Raw genomic sequence first — 19,506 nt, forward strand, 5'->3', positions numbered from 1 at the left:
TCTACTGGAAATCATTGGATTTAGCACGTAAAAATCCCTTTCAACCTAATACTGTTTTTCGATAGAATGACACCTGATAATTTGTTTGAATATTCAAACTTCCGATAAAAATCACTTTACAGAGGGCATAATTTATGCAAGCGAGACGAGACGAGACGACCAAGATTGTCGATGAAAATCATGCATTACAACAAGCATTTTTAAATGAATTAGATGAAAAACTTTGGTCATCTGCGGATAAACTCCGCCAACAACTTGATGCCGCTAACTATAAACATATCGTTCTTGGTCTTATCTTTTTAAAATACATTTCTGATAGTTTCACTCATCAACAGGAAAAAATTCAGGCGGAACTTTTCGATGCTGAAAATCCCCTCTATCTTGACCGCACTTTTTTTGATACTGAAGAAGAGTATCAAGAAGCCTTAACTGCAGAACTAGAAAACCGTGATTATTACACCGCGGATAACGTATTTTGGGTGCCAGCTTCTGCACGTTGGCAAGCCTTACAAGAAGTCTCTATTCTCAACACTGGGGCAGAATTGCCTTGGGGTGGAAAATTTTCTGGCGTGGCGAAACTCATTGACGATGCCTTCGATGCCATTGAAAAAGACAACGAAAAACTCAAAGGCGTACTCCAACGCATTAGCGGCTATGCCGTAAACGAAGACACCCTGCGCGGGCTGATTATCCTCTTCTCCGATACCAACTTTACCCGTCCGACTTACAACGGCGAGCCTGTGCATTTAGGCGCAAAAGACATTCTAGGCCACGTTTACGAATACTTCCTCGGCAGATTTGCCCAAGCCGAAGGCAAACGAGGCGGCCAATATTTTACGCCGAAATCCATTGTTTCTCTGATTGTCGAAATGCTAGAGCCATACTCCGGCCGCGTGTATGACCCTGCCATGGGCAGCGGCGGCTTTTTCGTGCAAACCGAACGCTTTATCACCGCCCATCAAGTCAACATCAACAACGTTTCCATCTACGGGCAAGAATTCAACCCAACCACTTGGAAACTCGCGGCGATGAATATGGCGATTCGTGGCATTGATTACGACTTCGGCGAACATAACGCCGACAGCTTCACGCAGCCGCAACACATCGATAAAAAGATGGATTTCATCATGGCAAACCCGCCATTCAATATCAGCGATTGGTGGAACGAATCCCTTTCCGACGACCCACGCTGGGCATACGGCACGCCACCCAAAGGCAACGCCAACTTCGCGTGGCTGCAACACATGATTTACCACCTCTCGCCAAACGGCAAAATGGCATTATTGCTTGCCAACGGGTCCATGAGCAGCCAAACCAATAACGAAGGCGAAATCCGCAAAGCCATCATCAATGCCGACTTGGTCGAATGTATGGTTGCCCTACCCGGCCAGCTCTTTACCAACACCCAAATCCCTGCCTGTATTTGGTTTTTAAACCGCAACAAAAAGTGCAAAGGCGAAGTGTTATTTATCGATGCCCGCCAAATCGGCTATATGAAAGACCGCGTATTGCGTGATTTCACCGCTGACGACATCGCCAAAATCGCCGATACCCTCCACGCTTGGCAAAAATCAGACGGCTACGAAGACCAAGCCGCTTTCTGCAAATCCGCGACTTTAGAAGAGATTAAAGACAACGACTTCGTCCTCACACCGGGGCGCTACGTTGGCACTGCAGAACAAGAAGACGACGGCGTACCATTTGCAGAAAAAATGCAAAATCTGACCGCTCTTTTGAAGGAGCAATTTGCGAAAAGTGCGGAATTGGAAGCGGAGATTAAGAAGAATTTAGGGGGATTGGGGTATGATATTTAATATTTTAGCTTCGAATAAAAATTGGCATAAATATTCTTTAGAAGAAATTTGTTTAAAGGTAACATCAGGCGGAACACCCAGTAGAAAAAATCCCAAGTTATATGAAAACGGGAATATAAATTGGGTTAAAACTAAAGAACTTAACAATGGGTATATTTGGGAAAGCGAAGAAAAAATAACAGAAGAAGCTGTTAGAAAATCATCTGCAAAACTACTCCCTGTAAATACAATTCTTCTAGCTATGTATGGAGCTACTGTTGGAGAACTTGGAGTTTTAGGAAAAGAAATGGCTTGTAATCAAGCTTGCTGTGCATTGATTATAGATCCTAAAAAAGCTGATTATAGATTTATTTTCTATTTGCTACGTTTATATAAAAAAGAAATCCAAAGTCTTGCTACAGGTGCTGCACAACAAAATCTTAGTGCAAAAACAATTAAAGAATTTTGTTTCTACATTCCTAGTTTAGAAAAGCAAACAGAAATTGCAGATATACTTTCTGAATTAGATAAAAAAATCCAACTCAACACCCAAATCAACCAAACCTTGGAACAAATCGCCCAAGCCCTGTTTAAAAGCTGGTTTGTCGATTTCGATCCCGTGCGTGCCAAAGTCCAAGCCCTTTCAGACGGCCTTAGCCTTGAACAAGCGGAACTGGCAGTCATGCAGACAATCAGCGGAAAAACACCCGAAGAACTGACCGCACTTTCACAAACACAACCTGAACGCTACGCAGAATTAGCCGAAACCGCCAAAGCGTTTCCGTGTGAGATGGTGGAGGTTGATGGGGTTGAAATTCCGAAGGGGTGGGAAATTAAAGCACTACCTGAAATCATTGACTTTCTTGAAGGTCCAGGCATTCGTAATTGGCAATATACAGATGAAGAAGATGGTATCAAGTTTATCAATATTCGCTGCATCCAGAATGGAGACTTGACATTAACAACCGCAAATAAAATCACGAAGGAAGAAGCTTTTGGAAAATATAAACACTTCCAGCTTGAAGAAGACGATATTGTTGTTTCAACATCTGGAACATTAGGACGATTTGCTTTTGTAAGGAAGGAACATTTACCTTTATCACTCAATACAAGCGTTATCCGTTTCCGTCCTATTAAAAATAAAAGCACATTAGGCTTCATTGCTGGCTTTGTTGAGAATCAATTACAACATGAATTGGAAATCCGAGCTTCAGGTTCTGCCCAGCGTAACTTTGGACCTACACATTTGAAACAAATCTCTTTATTAGTACCCGATTTTAAATTACTTGAATTACATCAGAAATATGTTTCTTCTTTATTTGAAAAAAGAAAACAGCTTCTATCTGAAATTGATTTATTGAAAGATACTAGAGATTTGTTATTACCTAAATTATTAAATGGAGAAATTTAAAATGGCTAGAGGTAAACCTTGCTACTTAAAAAGACGTAACGTTACATATCCTACTAAAGATACATTTCTTCAACGAATAAAAGAAATTAGAGATTCACATATTTCTAATAGAAGATGCCACATCGAAAATCCTGAATACATTGCAGATTTAAAGGATTTTTTAGAAGATTTCTATTCTGATGTAGAAAGAATCCTATCAAAACATGATTTTGATAACTGTAAATTCTTTGTTCAAAAATCACCTAATTACTCTACATCTTGCATTTATATTGAATCTAATGGAGTAGCTGATGATTTTTCTACAAGCAAATTTAATCCACCTTCTAAAAAAGCAAAATTTTCTCAAGCTTGTTCTTATATTTTGATTCCTAAAAAACAAACAATAAAAATAATAAAAATGCAAGAGATGGGATTAGTAGGTAACCTGAATGATTATGAACTTAATCACAAATCTCCAGTTTGGGGAGAAATCGTTGACCAATTTATTCTTAAAAAGAATTTATCAGAAATATTAGGTGATATTATTTCTGATGATACCCAAGGAAATAATGCCCCAGTATTCAAAGATGAATACTCAAATCTAAATCAAGAATTCTTAGATTTCTATGATTCTCTTGATTTGGAATATGAATTACAAGGTTGATTTCACTTCTGCCAAATCTCCCCTATCCCCTCTTTACGAAAGAGGGGGATTTATTCAGAGGTTTGTTGGCTGCAAGGGGGCGAATTAACAGAAAAATTACTCATAAAAAACACCTAAACTAAAACTACGCGCAATACCATTCCCCTCTTTCGTAAAGAGTGGTTAGGGGAGATTTAAACCACACACTAAGGAACACATCATGCTCAATGAAAACGACATCGAACAACTCACTCTTCAACGCCTGCAATCCCTCGGTTGGGAATATCGTTACGGTAAAGACTTGCCTATTCATGAAGGCAAGTTTGCCCGTGGCGATTTGAGCGGCGTAGTCTTTATTGAACAACTGCGTGAGACGGTACGTAAGCTTAATCCGCAGCTGCCTGAAAGTGCGGTGGACTCTGTGGTTAAATCGGTGACAAAAAGTGATATTGGCGACTTGGTGGTGCGTAATCAGGCATTTTATAAACTGTTGCGTGATGGCGTGCGGGTGGAATATCAGGCTCCCAATAGCAACGGACAAAATGAGCAAAAAATCGAGATGGCACGCTTGGTGGATTTTGAGTATTGGGAAAACAACCGCTTTGTTGCCGTCAATCAGCTGGAAATCCGCAGCCGTAAAGGGGGCAAGAGAATTCCTGATATTATCGGCTTTGTCAATGGTCTGCCGTTAGTGGTATTTGAGCTCAAAAATCCGTTGCGTGAATCCGCGGATTTGTTACAGGCGTTTAATCAGTTTGAAACCTATAAAGATGAAATTGCTGAGCTGTTTGTTTACAACCAAGCCTTAATTATTTCAGACGGTATTGCCGCACGCTTGGGCTCGCTTTCGGCAGATTTCCAACGCTTTACGCCGTGGAAAGTGGTCGATGAAAAAAATAAAAGCGCGCGGTTATATTTTGACGATGAATTACAAAGCCTGCTTAATGGCTTGCTGAAGCCTGAGGATTTATTGGACTATATCCGCTATTTCGTCTTATTTGAGCGGGATTCCAACGGTAAAACCATTAAAAAAATCGCAGCTTACCATCAATATTACGGCGTAAATGAGGCGGTAAATTCCACCATTTGGGCGACCTCAGAAAAAGGCGACTGCCGCATTGGCGTGATGTGGCATACGCAGGGTTCTGGTAAATCTATTTCCATGTTGTTTTATGCCGGCAAACTGCTTGCGCAGCCTGAATTGAAAAATCCGACGATTGTGGTGGTCACCGACCGCAACGATTTGGACGGTCAACTTTTCCAAACCTTTTCTTCAGGCAAAGATTTAATCAAACAAACACCGCAACAAGTGGAAGACCGCGATCAACTGCGCCAACTACTCGCACAAAATGAAGTTGGCGGCGTGTTTTTTACGACGATTCAGAAATTCGCCCTAAATGAGGAAGAAAACCGCTTCCCTGTTTTAAATGAACGCAGCAATATTATTGTGATCAGCGATGAGGCACACCGCAGCCAATATGGCTTTACGCAAAAATTGCATAACGGCAAATTTCAGGCAGGTTACGCCCGCCATTTACGCGATGCGCTGCCTAATGCTTCATTTATCGGTTTTACCGGTACGCCGATTAGCCTAGAAGATAAGGACACGCAAGATGTGTTCGGTCGCTATGTGTCAATTTATGACTTGCAAGATGCAGTGGAAGATGGCGCAACCGTGCCGATTGTGTATGAAGCGCGCCAAATCCGCTTAAACGAAAAAGAACACGATGAGCTATTCAAAGAAATTGATGATTTACTGGAAGAGGAGCAATCCCCTGCCCTGCGTTTGCAGGAAAAATTGCTGGGTTCGCAAGCCCGCTTGGCTAATTTAGCCGCGGATTTTGTGCAGCATTTTGCCAAACGCAATGAAGTGGTGGACAGCAAAGCGATGATGGTGGTTTCCAGCCGTCAGATTTGCGTGGATTTATACAATGAAATCATCAAACTGCGCCCTGAATGGCATTCGGACAATATTAACGAAGGGGCGATTAAAATTGTGATGACGGGTTCTGCTTCTGATGCACCAGAAATGCAGAAACACGTTTACAGTAAACAAGAAAAACAAACGCTTGAACGCCGCTTTAAAGATCCGAACGATGCGCTGAAAGTGGTGATTGTGCGCGATATGTGGCTGACGGGCTTTGATGCGCCTTGCTGTAATACGATGTATATCGACAAGCCTATGCAAGGGCATAACCTGATGCAAGCCATCGCCCGAGTAAACCGTGTATTCCGTAATAAAAGCAGAGAAAATGGCGGCTTGATTGTGGATTATGTCGGCATTGCCGAAAAACTCAAAGAAGCGACCAAGCAATACACCAATTCGCAAGGCAAGGGCAAGCTGACGGATAACGTGATTGATGTGTTCTTTAAAATGAAAGAGCATTTAGAGTTCGTCCGTAGCCTGTTTGCAACGCCGGTTGAAGGGAAAACCTTTGATGTTCAGACGGCCTTAGAAAAAGATAATCCGAATGCTCTTTTGATGGCTATTCGGTTTGCCGCCAATCATATTTTAAGCCTCGATCAATTACCATTTGATGGCAAAGCGCACGATCAACATTGGTTTAATAAAAAAGAAACCGAGCCGCGCAAAAAAGCCTTTTTGAAAGCGGCGGGTTTGGTGAAAAAAGGCTATATGTTGTGTGGCGCATTGACTGAAGTTGAGCCGTATAATCAAGAAATCGCCTTTTATGATGCCGTACGGGCAATTTTAACTAAACGTGAACAAAAAGGCACTGGCACAAATGAAAGACAGATTTTATTAAAAAAACTGGTTAATCAAACTGTGTATTCTGAAGGCGTGATTGATTTATTCGATCTGCTAGAAAAACCACAACCACAAATTAGCTTGCTTTCCGAGGAATTTTTACAAACTGTTAAAAATAGCCCAACTAAAAATTTATGGATTACGGCAATGGAACGTTATTTAGCAAGTGAAATTAAAGTTAAATCAGGCTCAAACTTAACCTTGCAAAAAGATTTTGAACAACGTTTGAAGGAAGCATTGAATCAATACCACAACCACAATTTGAGCGTATTAGAGATTTTGGAGGAACTCTTTAAAATGAGCCAAGATTTTCAAGAACGTTTAGCATTAGGGAAAAAACTAGGATTAACCAAGGAGGAACTAGCTTTCTATGAAGCCCTATCTCAAAATCAAAGTGCAAAAGATTTGATGGGGGATGAAGTGCTTTCTAAACTGGCGAAAGAAATCACGGAAACACTTAGAAAATCGGTCACAATCGACTGGCAATACAAAGAGGCGGTACGAGCCAAAATGCGTATTCTCATTAAACGCGCCCTACAACGCTACAAATACCCCCCCGATAAACAGGAAGAAGCAGTAACTTATGTGATTAAACAAGCTGAAGAAATTGCAGAGGATTTAACTAGATTCTAATCTATACAGTAAAATCACTTTAATTTGAATGAATAATAACCTTACATCTTATATCACTTAAATAAAGTTTATTATGAATAAAAAAACAGCTAATCTATATTTAATAAATTAGCTGTTTTTTAATATCAAAAACTACAACGCCTCAATCGCTTTATACTGCTCTTGGATTTTTTCTAATCCAGATTGGTATTCTGTTTGTTTTTCTCGCTCTTTTGCAATCACTGCTTCTGGTGCTTTAGCCACGAAAGCTTCGTTGCTGAGTTTGTTTTCGATACGTTTAACTTCGTTTTGATATTTTTCAATCTCTTTAGTTAAACGCGCAAGCTCAGCTTCTTTATTGATAAAGCCAGCCATTGGCACGAGTAATTCCGCATTGCCGACGAGTTTCGCTACCGCAAGCGGTGCGGTTTCGTTTGCAGCTAACACTTGAACGTTGTCTAACTTCGCCATGGCTTTTAAAAGAGCGGTCTGTTTTTCGAGAATTTTTGCGTTTTCTGCACTTAAATTACGGAATAACAGATCTAAGCCTTTGCTTGGTGCGATATTGCTTTCTGCACGGATATTACGTACTGCAACAATCACTTCTTTTAACCAATCAATTTCAGCTTCTGCTTCAGGATCAAAGCCGTTCTCTTCCACTTGTGGGAAAGGTTGTAACATAATGCTGTCTGCAGTGATGCCCACGAATCCTTTCACTTTTTGCCAAATTTCTTCGGTAATAAATGGAATGAGCGGATGTGCTAAGCGTAATAATTTTTCTAACACGTGAACCAAAGTTTGGCTTGCCGCACGGATTTGTGCTGCATTGCCATTTGCAAATACTGGTTTAGTCAATTCTAAATACCAGTCACAGAATTGATTCCAGGTAAATTCATAAATTGCGTTAGCACAAAGGTCGAAACGATATTGGCTTAATGAGTTACGGAAAGTTTCCACTGTGCGATTGAATTCGGATTGAATCCAACGATCGGCTAATGAGAATTCGATCTCGCCTTCGCTTAAATCCAATTTTTCATTCGTTAACACGAAACGGCTTGCATTCCATAATTTGTTACAGAAGTTACGGTAGCCTTCTAAACGTTTCATATCCCAGTTGATATCACGACCATTTGAAGCTAATGCCGCTAATGTGAAACGTAATGCATCTGTACCGTGAGCTGCAATACCTTCAGCGAATTCTTTGCGCGTTGCTTTAGCAATTTTCTCTGCCAATTGCGGCTGCATCATATTGCCAGTACGTTTTTCAAGTAAATCTTCAAGGCTGATACCGTCAATCATATCGATTGGGTCAAGTACGTTACCTTTCGATTTCGACATTTTTTGGCCTTGCTCATCACGGATCAAGCCTGTTACATACACCGTTTTGAATGGCACTTGTGGTTTGCCGTTTTCATCTTTCACGAAGTGCATCGTAAACATAATCATACGTGCAACCCAGAAGAAGATGATGTCAAAGCCCGTGATTAACACATCCGTTGGATGGAACATTTTGAGTTCTTTGGTTTGCTCTGGCCAACCTAAAGTTGAGAATGTCCATAAACCAGATGAGAACCACGTGTCTAACACGTCTTCATCTTGCTTGAGTTCAACCGCAGAATCTAAGTTATATTTTGACCGCACTTCATCTTCGTTGCGCGCGACATACACGCTACCTTCAGCATCATACCACGCCGGAATACGGTGTCCCCACCAAAGTTGGCGAGAGATACACCAATCTTGAATATCACGCATCCAAGAGAAGTAAAGGTTTTCATATTGTTTCGGTACGAATTGGATTTCGCCGTCTTCTACTGCTTTGATTGCTACATCAGCAAGCGGTTTCACGCTAACATACCATTGGTCAGTTAGCATCGGCTCAATCGGCACGCCGCCACGGTCGCCATAAGGCACTTTCAAATCGTGTGGTTTAATTTCGTCTAATAAACCTAGTGCTTCAAAATCTGCCACGATTTTTTTACGTGCAGCAAAACGCTCTAAACCACGGAAATCCGCAGGAATCATCGCTTCATAACCCGCAAGTGGTTTGCCGTCAGTACCGATAATTTCGGCTTCATCACGAATATCTGCATTTAAAGTTAATACATTAACCATTGGCAAGCTGTGACGTTTACCTACTTCGTAGTCGTTAAAGTCGTGCGCAGGGGTAATTTTTACCACACCAGTACCGAATTCACGATCCACATATTCATCGGCAATAATCGGAATTTCACGGTTGGCAAGCGGTAGAATTACAGTCTTACCTTGCAAATCTTTGTAGCGTTCATCTTCAGGATGCACCGCCACCGCCGTATCGCCCAACATAGTTTCTGGACGCGTAGTTGCCACCACTAAGTAATCTTTACCATCCGCCGTTTTAGCACCGTTAGCTAACGGATATCGGAAATGCCAAAGCGAACCTTTGCTCTCTTTGTTTTCTACTTCTAAATCAGAAATCGCCGTATGAAGTTTTGGATCCCAGTTTACTAAGCGTTTGCCACGGTAAATCAAACCTTCTTCGTGTAAGCGCACAAACACTTCTTTTACTGCATTGGATAATCCCTCGTCCATAGTGAAACGCTCGCGTTCCCAGTCGATTGAGTTACCTAAACGACGCATTTGTTGGCTGATTGTGCCGCCTGAATAGGCTTTCCAATCCCAAATTTTGTTGATAAACGCTTCACGACCATAATCGTGGCGTGTTTTGCCTTCTTCAGCCGCAATTTTACGTTCCACCACCATTTGGGTTGCAATACCCGCGTGGTCTGTTCCTGCTTGCCATAAGGTGTTATGCCCTTCCATACGGTTAAAACGGATTAAGGTATCCATTAAGGTTTGTTGGAAAGCGTGCCCCATATGTAAAGAACCTGTTACGTTCGGAGGCGGAATTGCAATGCAATAGCTCGGAGCGTTTTCATTTTCCGACGGTTTAAAATAACCGCTCTCTTCCCAATGTTGATAAAGGGCTTGTTCTACCGCAGACGGGTTGAATCGGTCTGCCATTTCGAATTTTTGTGTCATTTATTTTTTCTCTTTGTGTAAAATGGGATTTATCCCACTGAGTAATCAATCAAAAAATAACTAAAATTTTAACCTACTGAATAAGTTTTAACTTATCTTGTAATTTAAATAATTTTTCATCAAATGACCGGCAACCATCATTAAATCTTGGATCATTAAAACATTGCTCTTTCAATAGTTGTTTATAATAATTTATTTCAGAACTGATACTCGCATTATCTTTTAATGAATCAGTTAATGTTAATTTTTGACTAATAATAGAATATTCGCGTTTCAAATTATTAAGTTCCGAAACTGAATTATTAAGGCTTACTAATCCTTGAATATATCCTCCCGCCATCCCTAAAAGAGAAGATACAAGAGCAATAATTCCCATTAATTTTTTTAAATTCCTATCTAATTTATTTAACATAGAGTGCCCCAAATTCTATTACATAAAACTGTTCTTCCCTCGGATAAATCCCCCGAATCACCTCTTTCAATTCTTCCAATCCCATATTTTCCTGCTTCGCATGTTGTTCTGTCAGTTCATCAAAAGTAATCGGCGAAACACTTAACACTTCAATAGTGCAGAAATATTGATTATCTTCAAACCGCCCCACACGCAAAATGTCGCCTGCTTTAAAATGGCTTTCGGATTTATCTCGAATGGTAATGGTTTTACGCCCTGCGAGAATATCGGCTTCAAAGCGTTGATAAAAGGTAATATCGTTCATTTATTTATTAACCCACGTTTTCAGTAGAAAGATTCCAACCTTGCAGACGTAATTGTTTATAGCGTTCTCGGGCTTGTGTTTTTAAGACATCATCTTTTGGAACAAAATCAATAAGTTGGGTAAAACTATGGCTAAAATCTGGGATTTCTTGTTGCAAATTAATTAACACATCACGGCGTTGCAAATTTCGTTTCCCAAGCCATGAAATCTCAATCGGTGTGGGATATTGTGTGGCTTCACCCGATAAATTATGTGGAACAAATTCATTGGGATCTCGTTGCCACAAACGCTCGTCAATCTCTAGCGCTTGAGCCTCATTTTCACAGCTAATTAATACTTTTTTCCCTGAGCGCCATATTGAGGCAGCAAGATTACAGGCAATTTCTTCTACAGTTAGAGTACAATCTTCCGTAAGAATGTAAAATTGCGCAGTTTTTGCCATTTTAGCCCCGTTATTTTCTCAATCTAGCCCTATAAAAAGGTTGAAATTCTAACGAAAAAACCCTAAAAAATAAATAATTAAATATACATTATTACAAATGTGTGGAAATCCACCGCACTTTTATGATCTATGTCACAAAACTGATTTTTAACGTTTTTGTTACGTTCCACTCATAACTCGGAAGTGTTAAAATCAATTCAGTTTTAATTTTCATTCAATTAATAGGAGTACAGAATGGCATTTCGTATTGAAAAAGACACAATGGGTGAAGTTCAAGTTCCAGCAGATAAATACTGGGCTGCACAAACTGAACGTTCACGCAATAACTTTAAAATTGGTCCTGCCGCATCAATGCCACATGAAATTATCGAAGCTTTTGGCTATCTGAAAAAAGCAGCCGCATTTGCTAATCATGATTTAGGTGTATTACCTCTTGAAAAACGTGATTTAATTGCTCAGGCTTGTGACGAAATTTTAGCAAATAAATTAGATGATCAATTCCCACTCGTTATTTGGCAAACTGGTTCTGGCACACAATCTAATATGAATGTGAATGAAGTGGTTGCCAATCGTGCGCATGTGTTAAACGGTGGAAAATTAGGTGAAAAATCTATTATTCACCCAAATGATGATGTGAACAAATCACAATCTTCAAATGATACTTTCCCAACGGCAATGCACATTGCGGCATATAAAAAAGTAGTTGAGCACACCATTCCTTGCGTTGAACGTTTACAAAAAACTTTTGCTGCAAAATCTGAAGCCTTCAAAAACGTGGTAAAAATTGGCCGCACTCACTTAATGGATGCAACGCCACTCACGTTAGGCCAAGAATTTTCGGCTTATGCGGCTCAATTAGATTTCGGCTTAAAAGCATTAAAAAACACCCTTCCACATTTAAGCCAATTGGCATTGGGTGGTACCGCGGTTGGCACAGGTTTGAACACGCCGAAAGGCTATGATGTGAAAGTGGCAGATTACATTGCAAAATTCACTGCACTTCCGTTTGTCACCGCAGATAATAAATTTGAAGCATTAGCCGCTCATGATGCGATTGTTGAAACTCACGGTGCATTACGTCAATTAGCAATGAGTTTATTTAAAATTGCGAACGATATTCGTCTATTAGCATCAGGCCCTCGTTCGGGAATTGGTGAAATTTTAATTCCTGAAAATGAACCGGGTTCTTCAATTATGCCGGGTAAAGTAAACCCAACTCAATGCGAAGCGATGACAATGGTCTGTGCACAAGTATTTGGTAACGACACGACCATCGCATTTGTGGGATCACAAGGTCATTTCCAATTAAATGTGTTCAACCCTGTGATGATTGCAAACTTCTTACAATCAGCTCAATTATTGGGTGATGCTTGCGTATCTTTCGACGAACACTGTGCAGTGGGTATTGAACCAAACTATCCACGAATTAAACAGCAACTTGAAAATTCATTGATGTTGGTGACCGCACTTAATACGCATATTGGCTATGAAAACGCGGCTAAAATTGCAAAAACGGCGCACAAAAATGGCACAACATTGCGTGAAGAAGCAATTAATTTAGGTTTAGTTTCTGCCGAAGATTTTGATAAATGGGTTCGCCCAGAAGATATGGTGGGTAGCCTAAAATAATTCACCGCACAAATTAACATCAGTAATATTAAAGGCGAGTAAAATTACTCGCCTTTTTACTCGTTTCTCATTTGTTTTTTGATGCGGTTTGTTATAATCAACACAATTTTACTCACGGCAATTTATTATGAAAATGAAATCCCTTTTTGTGGCAATGATAACGTTTTTTTCTGCCGCACCTTTTGCTCATTGGCAACCCATCGGAAATGCCGAATACACTTGGGGGCCGTTCCATGTTTATACCATTGGTTTATTTTCCGAAACGGGTACTTATCAAGAAAATGAACGCCCATTAATGCTCTCTTTCAAATATGAAAAACCCATTGAAGGAAAAAATTTTGCGATTACGCTTATTAAAGAAATCGAAACCTTAAAACTTAATGATGGCGATACTCAAAGCTGGCTTAAAGAAATGCAATCCACATTTCCTGATTTCTCACCAAACGATATCTTGAACTATATTGCCTTACCAGATAGAGGCTACTTTGTATTAAATGATACTGTTTTGGAACATGATTTTGATGCTAAATTTAATCAAGCGTTTATCGGCATCTGGCTTGCACCGAATAGCACTTTTGTAAAACTTCAGCCACAATTATTAGGCAAAACAAAAAGCAATCATGAAGCGGCTGAATTTTATCTCAAACCTGAAATTGAATCCTTTGATGAACAAGATTCTACGCCTGAACTACCGCCAAACTATCTGTTAAATCAAGAGAAAAAATCTTTTGGATAAATAAAAACGCCGCCTTTTGTCAAAAAGTGCGGCGATTTTATTTCCATTTTATTTTTGAATAGTAGCCAGAAATTCTTTACGCGTATCACGATCTTTTAAAAATACGCCTCCATAAGCAGAGGTAATAGTATAACTATTTGTATCTTTAATTCCCCGCGCTTTCACACAAAAGTGTGTTGCCTTAATATAAACGGCGACATCCTCTGTTTCTAAAATAGTTTGAAAAGCTGTGAGAAGTTGTTCTGTTAGCCTTTCTTGTACCTGTGGACGCTGTGCAAAAAACGACACAATACGATTAATCTTCGAAAGACCAATAACCCAATCTTTTGGATAGTATGCTACACAAACTTTACCATCAATCGTCACAAAGTGATGCTCACAAGTACTCGTCAATGTAATATCATTAACCTGCACCATTTCGCTCACTTTCATTTGGTTTTTAATTTTCGTCATTTTAGGGAAATTTGCATAATCCATTCCACTAAAAATCTCATCAATAAACATTTTTGCCAAACGATTAGGTGTTTCTTCAAGACTATCATCTCGCAAATCCAATCCAATTAATTTCATCACTTCATGCATATGTTTTGCAATACCTAAGCGACGTACTTCCTTACATTGATTTAGATCTATCATCGGCGTTTCAATGCCCTTAGCAATTAAAGCATTGCGCACACTTATTGCATCTTGTGAAATATCGGTCATAACAGTCTTTCCTAAAAAAATAATGCGTTATTCTAACAAAGGATAAAGCGAACGCAAAATGAGAAAAATCACTAAGTAAAATGAAATCTTTAGTTTTAAGATTTTTCAGACTACAATACTTTAAATTTTACTTTAATTAAGGAATCTCTATGCTCACGTTGGATCAAGCCCGTAATAATATGCTAGAACAGCTCTCCTTTCCTACACAAATTGAAACACTTAATTTACAACAAGCCGCTAATAGAATTTGTGCAGAAGATGTTATTTCCCCTATTAATGTCCCTTCTTTCGATAATTCTGCTATGGATGGCTATGCTGTACGTTTAGCTGATTTAGAAAAATCACTGACCCTTTCTGTTGCAGGTAAATCCTTTGCAGGAATACCATTTCAAGGCTCATGGCCTGCCCAGAGTGCAATAAGAATTATGACTGGGGCAATGATTCCTGAAGGCGCTGATGCTGTCGTAATGCAAGAACAAGTCAACATAAATGAAGACGGAACAATCACCTTCTCTGAATTACCTAAAATCAATCAAAATATTCGTCGTATTGGAGAGGATGTTAAAAAAGGGGATATAGTATTAACACAAGGTGATGAATTAAATGCTGTTTCTTTACCATTATTAGCTTCTTTAGGTATCTCAGAAGTAAAATGTTATCATCGATTAAAAGTGGCCATACTTTCCACTGGGGACGAACTTGTCGAGGTAGGTAAACCGTTACAAATTGGACAGATTTACGATACAAATCGATTCACCGTAAAATTACTGCTAGAAAAACTTCATTGTGAAGTTATTGATTTAGGATTATTACCAGACAATGAGGCTGAATTTGAAAAAGCCTTTATATCTGCACAAAAGCAGGCTGATTTAGTGATTACCAGTGGTGGGGTATCTGTTGGAGAAGCAGATTTCACTAAAACAGTATTAGAAAAAGTAGGTGAAATTAATTTCTGGAAACTTGCCATTAAACCTGGTAAACCTTTTGCTTTTGGTAAACTAGAAAATGCATGGTTTTGTGGCTTACCTGGTAACCCTGTCTCTGCACTTGTGACTTTTTATCAACTCGTTCAGCCCCTTATTGCAAAATTGCAAGGTCAAAAACGATGGAAAAATCCAGCACGTTTTTCAGCAATTGCTTCAACAAACTTAAAAAAAGCGCCTGGTCGCTTAGATTTCCAACGAGGTTTTTATCACATCAACTCACAAGGACAAATTGAGGTTAAGTCTGTTGGGTTTCAAGGATCTCACTTATTTAGTGCATTCATAAAAAGTAATTGTTTTATTGTATTAGAACAAGAGCGTGGCAATGTATCAGCAGGTGAACGTGTAACCATAGAACTCTTCAATCATTTATTGGGGTAGCCTATGACTGAATTAAATTACGAAGAAGAGCTACGATATAACCGGCAAATCATTCTTAAATCGATTGATTTTGAAGGACAAGAAAAACTAAAAGAGAGCAAAATTCTCATTGTAGGTTTAGGTGGATTAGGCTGTGCGGCTAGTCAATATTTAGCCGCTTCAGGTATAGGACACCTAACCCTATTAGATTTTGACCATGTTTCACTTTCCAATCTACAACGTCAAGTGCTTCATTGTGATGCTAGACTGAATATGCCAAAAGTTGAATCTGCTAAAATAGCTCTAGAACAGCTTAACCCACATATTGATATTCAAACAATAAATGCAAAACTAACCGAAGAAAAACTGGCCGAATTAATACCGCACTTTGATCTTGTCTTAGATTGCACTGATAACGTCGATATTCGCAATCAACTTGATCGCCAATGCGAGAAAGCTCACATTCCCTTAATCTCTGGTGCGGCAATCCGAATGGAAGGCCAGATTTCAGTCTTTACCTATGAATCAAATACACCAACCTATCGTGAACTAAGTAAATTATTTGGGCAGAATATATTAAGTTGTGTAGAAGCAGGAGTAATAGCCCCAATTGTTGGGATTGTTGGTTCTATTCAAGCATTAGAAGCAATTAAAGTACGTTTAAAAATTGGCAAGAATTTATGTGGTAGATTACTCATTATTGATGGCTTTTCAATGAACATTCGAGAAATAAAATTACCAATAAATAACCCTTAGTTTTATGAGAATATTTTATGATGACTGAAATCAAAAAACTTGATCCTGATACAGCAATTGATATTGCGTACGATATTTTTCTAGAAATGGCAAGTGAAAATCTTGATCCTGCCGATATCCTTCTCTTCAACCTACAATTTGAAGAACGAGGAGGTGTTGAGTTTGTAGAAACTGCCGATAACTGGGAAGACGAAATTGGCGTACTCATAGATCCGAATGAATATGCCGAGATTTGGGTTGGATTAGTAAACAATCAAGATGAAATGGACGATATATTTGCAAAATTTTTAATTTCTCATCGAGAAGAAAATCGTGAATTTCATGTTATCTGGAAAAAATAATATCAAATACTAAAAAATCCCTATTGAATTCACAATAGGGATTTTTCTATTTAATCACAGAATTATTTAGCAGCTTCTTTCACCGCATCAATTGTCTGATTCGCTTTTTCACCTATAGATTGTTTCATTTCTTCCATTTTTGAAGATGCTGCATTTTTGGCTTGTTCAACTTTTTCCATTGCCACATTCTTCGCATCTTCAACTTTAGCCATAGCTGCATCTTTAGTTTCAGCTATTTTTTCTGCTGCCGCTGATTTTGCAGAATCTACAGCGTTGCTCGCCATATCCTTCACATCAGATACAGCTTGTTGTGCAGTAGTTTTTACATCTGCTGCAGCATTAGTTGCAGCTTCTTTCACATCCGTAACAGCTGAAGTTGCCGCTTGTTTTGCCTCTGCAACTTTTTGTGCTGCCTCATCTTTATCAAAACAACCGGTTAAAGCGACCGTTGAACCCAACACTAATGCAGCTAATGCTAATTTTTTCATGATAAATCTCCATCTAGTATTCATTTTGCAAAGCCCTATTGCTTTGTGTGGCGTAGTTTACGCATATTTCTTAAAAAGGAAATAGGTAAAATAAAAATTTACATTTCTTTAAAAATCTTTACAAACAAAAATAAAACTAACCAATTGATAAATAAAGCATATTTATAAAGCTCCATGGAAAATATTTATTTTTTGTAAAGATAAATAACCATTAATTTGATTATTAATAACACAATTAGATCAATGCATCTGCATTTTTATACATGAGAATTTTTGCATATTGTCCAGACCAATTTAAATATGCAATAGTCGCTGGGTAAAAACTGATTGGATTTCGCTTTCCATAGAGCTCCGCTACAATTTCACCGACTAAAGGTAAATGAGAAATAATAAATATAGATTTTATACCTTCATTACGCAATACAGAAAAATAATCCGTCACCATTTCTGCATGGCCATAAGGTGTAACACCGTCCCAAATTTCTATTTTTGATGATAGTTCACCATTAAAAGCCTGATTTACCTGCTCAAAGGTTTCTTGTGCTCGCACATAAGGGCTAATAATAATACGATCTGGCGTAGCTAACTCTAACTGTTTTCTTAACCATTGCCCCTGACTAAAGGCTTGTTTAATACCATAAGCAGTTAAGCGACGAGCTTTATCACTATTAGCCATTACTTCAGCCTCGCCATGACGCATAATAAAAATATTCATTTGCTTTCCTAAGTATTTGATAAAAATAAACCGCACTAAATAAAGTGCGGTTAAAAAATTAATGAGATTTAACTGCTTCTGCAATTTCTTCTGCACATTGTTGTGCAAGTTCAGCGTCTTGGCATTCCACCATAACGCGAATAAGTGGTTCCGTACCCGATTTACGCAATAAAATACGACCTTTGCCTTCTAAACGTTTTTTAACGTCTGCGGCAACAGATTTTACAGCGTCACTTTCAAGTGGATTATCCCCACCCGCAAAACGTACATTGATTAACACTTGTGGGAATAATTTAACCGCACTCGCTAATTCATTTAATGATAATTTATGCTGTGCCATCGCCGCCAATACAGCCAATGACGCAACAATGCCGTCACCCGTTGTATTCTTATCCGCAATGATAATATGTCCAGAATTCTCACCACCAAGCGTCCAATCGTTTTCAACCATTTTTTCCAATACATAACGGTCGCCCACATTTGCACGTAAGAAAGGAACGCCAAGCATTTTCAACGCAATCTCTAAGCTCATATTACTCATTAATGTGCCAACGACACCGCCTTTTAATTGGCCTGAGCGCAATGCTTCACGTGCAATAATAAAGAGAATTTGGTCGCCATCAACTTTATTTCCTAAATGATCGACCATCATAATGCGGTCACCATCGCCATCATAAGCTAAGCCAACGTCAGCTTTCATTTCAACTACTTTCGCTTGCAATGCTGTCACATCCGTTGCGCCACATTTTTCATTAATGTTCAAACCATTTGGATCTGTACCAATTTCAATGACTTCCGAACCAAGCTCTCTCAACACGTTAGGAGCAATATGATAGGTTGCACCATTTGCACAATCTACCACGATCTTATAACCTTCCAAGCCTAAGTGGGCTGGAAATGTGCCTTTACAAAACTCAATGTAGCGTCCTGCTGCATCATTAATACGGCTTGCTTTACCTAATTCGGCAGATTCCACACAATCCATCGGTTGCTCTAACATCGCTTCAATTGCTTCTTCAATTTCATCAGGTAATTTAGTGCCTTTTGCTGAAAAGAATTTAATGCCATTATCATAATAAGGATTATGAGAGGCTGAGATCACAATCCCCGCTTCAGCACGGAAAGTTCTGGTTAAATAAGCAATAGCAGGTGTAGGCATAGGACCAGTAAATGCAGCAGATAAACCCGCGGCAGCCAAACCTGCTTCAAGGGCTGATTCCAACATGTATCCAGAAATTCGGGTATCTTTACCAATTAAAACCATTTTCGAACCTTGAGAAGCCAATACTTTTCCTGCAGCCCAGCCTAATTTTAATGCGAAATCTGGTGTGATTGGATAAGTACCCACTTTTCCACGTACACCATCTGTTCCAAAATATTTACGATTTGCCATAATAAAATTCCTTTAATTT

General features: G+C 39.1%; 17 protein-coding genes. 9 read left to right on the forward strand and 8 right to left on the reverse strand.

The features are described from left to right. Nucleotides 1-134 precede the first annotated feature (134 nt). The 4 genes from KKW16_RS00650 to KKW16_RS00665 all read left to right on the forward strand — a co-directional run bounded on the left by KKW16_RS00650 (nt 135) and on the right by KKW16_RS00665 (nt 7,226). Complete coding sequence (locus KKW16_RS00650; RefSeq protein WP_215767749.1) at nt 135-1,814, forward strand: class I SAM-dependent DNA methyltransferase; 1,680 nt, start codon at nt 135-137, stop codon at nt 1,812-1,814. Then, entirely contained in the window at nt 1,804-3,204 is a 1,401-nt protein-coding gene (locus tag KKW16_RS00655; RefSeq protein ID WP_215767750.1) for a restriction endonuclease subunit S, read from the forward strand. The genes KKW16_RS00650 and KKW16_RS00655 overlap by 11 nt, the downstream gene beginning before the upstream one ends. A 1-nt stretch (nt 3,205) precedes the next feature. Beyond that, a complete protein-coding gene (locus KKW16_RS00660) occupies nt 3,206-3,847 on the forward strand; it encodes a hypothetical protein (RefSeq protein WP_140523752.1) in 642 nt (213 codons plus the stop codon). 199 nt (nt 3,848-4,046) lie between these two features. After that, entirely contained in the window at nt 4,047-7,226 is a 3,180-nt protein-coding gene (locus tag KKW16_RS00665) for a type I restriction endonuclease subunit R (RefSeq protein WP_215767751.1), read from the forward strand. Between the two features lie 132 nt (nt 7,227-7,358). Here KKW16_RS00665 and valS read toward each other — a convergent pair whose 3' ends face one another. From valS to KKW16_RS00685, 4 genes are all read right to left on the reverse strand, one after another. Continuing rightward, nucleotides 7,359-10,223 carry a valine--tRNA ligase gene (valS, locus tag KKW16_RS00670; RefSeq protein ID WP_215767752.1) on the reverse strand — a complete coding sequence of 955 codons (2,865 nt, stop codon included), beginning with the start codon at nt 10,221-10,223 and terminating at the stop codon, nt 7,359-7,361. Between the two features lie 73 nt (nt 10,224-10,296). Further along, entirely contained in the window at nt 10,297-10,635 is a 339-nt protein-coding gene (locus KKW16_RS00675) for a hypothetical protein (RefSeq protein ID WP_215767753.1), read from the reverse strand. After that, on the reverse strand, nt 10,625-10,939 hold the full coding sequence (gene yqfB, locus KKW16_RS00680) for a N(4)-acetylcytidine aminohydrolase (RefSeq protein WP_215767754.1): 315 nt from the start codon (nt 10,937-10,939) through the stop codon (nt 10,625-10,627). The genes KKW16_RS00675 and yqfB overlap by 11 nt, the downstream gene beginning before the upstream one ends. A gap of 7 nt (nt 10,940-10,946) precedes the next feature. Next, nucleotides 10,947-11,381 (reverse strand): DNA polymerase III subunit chi, encoded by a 435-nt coding sequence (locus tag KKW16_RS00685; RefSeq protein ID WP_215767755.1) that lies wholly within the window; start codon nt 11,379-11,381, stop codon nt 10,947-10,949. A 234-nt stretch (nt 11,382-11,615) separates the two neighbouring features. On the opposite strand from KKW16_RS00685, the gene fumC reads away from it, so the two are divergent. Next, complete coding sequence (fumC, locus tag KKW16_RS00690; RefSeq protein WP_005626500.1) at nt 11,616-13,010, forward strand: class II fumarate hydratase; 1,395 nt, start codon at nt 11,616-11,618, stop codon at nt 13,008-13,010. Between the two features lie 127 nt (nt 13,011-13,137). Beyond that, nucleotides 13,138-13,746, forward strand: a complete 609-nt coding sequence (locus tag KKW16_RS00695) for a chalcone isomerase family protein (RefSeq protein ID WP_215767756.1) — start codon at nt 13,138-13,140, stop codon at nt 13,744-13,746. Nucleotides 13,747-13,794: 48 nt separating this feature from the next. Here KKW16_RS00695 and folE read toward each other — a convergent pair whose 3' ends face one another. Next, nucleotides 13,795-14,451 carry a GTP cyclohydrolase I FolE gene (gene folE / locus KKW16_RS00700; RefSeq protein ID WP_140578816.1) on the reverse strand — a complete coding sequence of 219 codons (657 nt, stop codon included), beginning with the start codon at nt 14,449-14,451 and terminating at the stop codon, nt 13,795-13,797. Between the two features lie 149 nt (nt 14,452-14,600). On the opposite strand from folE, the gene moeA reads away from it, so the two are divergent. Genes moeA through KKW16_RS00715 form a run of 3 tightly spaced genes read left to right on the forward strand, consistent with a single transcriptional unit; the run spans nt 14,601 to nt 16,891 of the window. Continuing rightward, nucleotides 14,601-15,815: a molybdopterin molybdotransferase MoeA gene (gene moeA, locus KKW16_RS00705; RefSeq protein ID WP_215767757.1), complete on the forward strand. Its 1,215-nt coding sequence runs from the start codon at nt 14,601-14,603 to the stop codon at nt 15,813-15,815. A 3-nt stretch (nt 15,816-15,818) separates the two neighbouring features. After that, the gene (moeB, locus tag KKW16_RS00710; RefSeq protein WP_215767758.1) at nt 15,819-16,550 is read left to right on the forward strand and encodes a molybdopterin-synthase adenylyltransferase MoeB; all 732 of its coding nucleotides are present in this window, start codon (nt 15,819-15,821) and stop codon (nt 16,548-16,550) included. Nucleotides 16,551-16,570: 20 nt separating this feature from the next. Next, entirely contained in the window at nt 16,571-16,891 is a 321-nt protein-coding gene (locus KKW16_RS00715; RefSeq protein ID WP_179222760.1) for an HI1450 family dsDNA-mimic protein, read from the forward strand. Nucleotides 16,892-16,953: 62 nt separating this feature from the next. On the opposite strand, the gene KKW16_RS00720 is transcribed toward KKW16_RS00715, so the two are convergent. From KKW16_RS00720 to glmM, 3 genes are all read right to left on the reverse strand, one after another. Beyond that, a complete protein-coding gene (locus KKW16_RS00720; RefSeq protein WP_139989985.1) occupies nt 16,954-17,379 on the reverse strand; it encodes a hypothetical protein in 426 nt (141 codons plus the stop codon). Nucleotides 17,380-17,614: 235 nt separating this feature from the next. Then, nucleotides 17,615-18,094 (reverse strand): phosphohistidine phosphatase SixA, encoded by a 480-nt coding sequence (sixA, locus tag KKW16_RS00725; RefSeq protein ID WP_215767759.1) that lies wholly within the window; start codon nt 18,092-18,094, stop codon nt 17,615-17,617. A 58-nt stretch (nt 18,095-18,152) separates the two neighbouring features. Further along, nucleotides 18,153-19,487 (reverse strand): phosphoglucosamine mutase, encoded by a 1,335-nt coding sequence (gene glmM / locus KKW16_RS00730; protein WP_215767760.1) that lies wholly within the window; start codon nt 19,485-19,487, stop codon nt 18,153-18,155. Nucleotides 19,488-19,506: the final 19 nt, after the last annotated feature.

It is taken from the genome of Haemophilus sp. SZY H8 (assembly GCF_018829755.1).
Classification (GTDB): domain Bacteria; phylum Pseudomonadota; class Gammaproteobacteria; order Enterobacterales; family Pasteurellaceae; genus Haemophilus; species Haemophilus haemolyticus_K.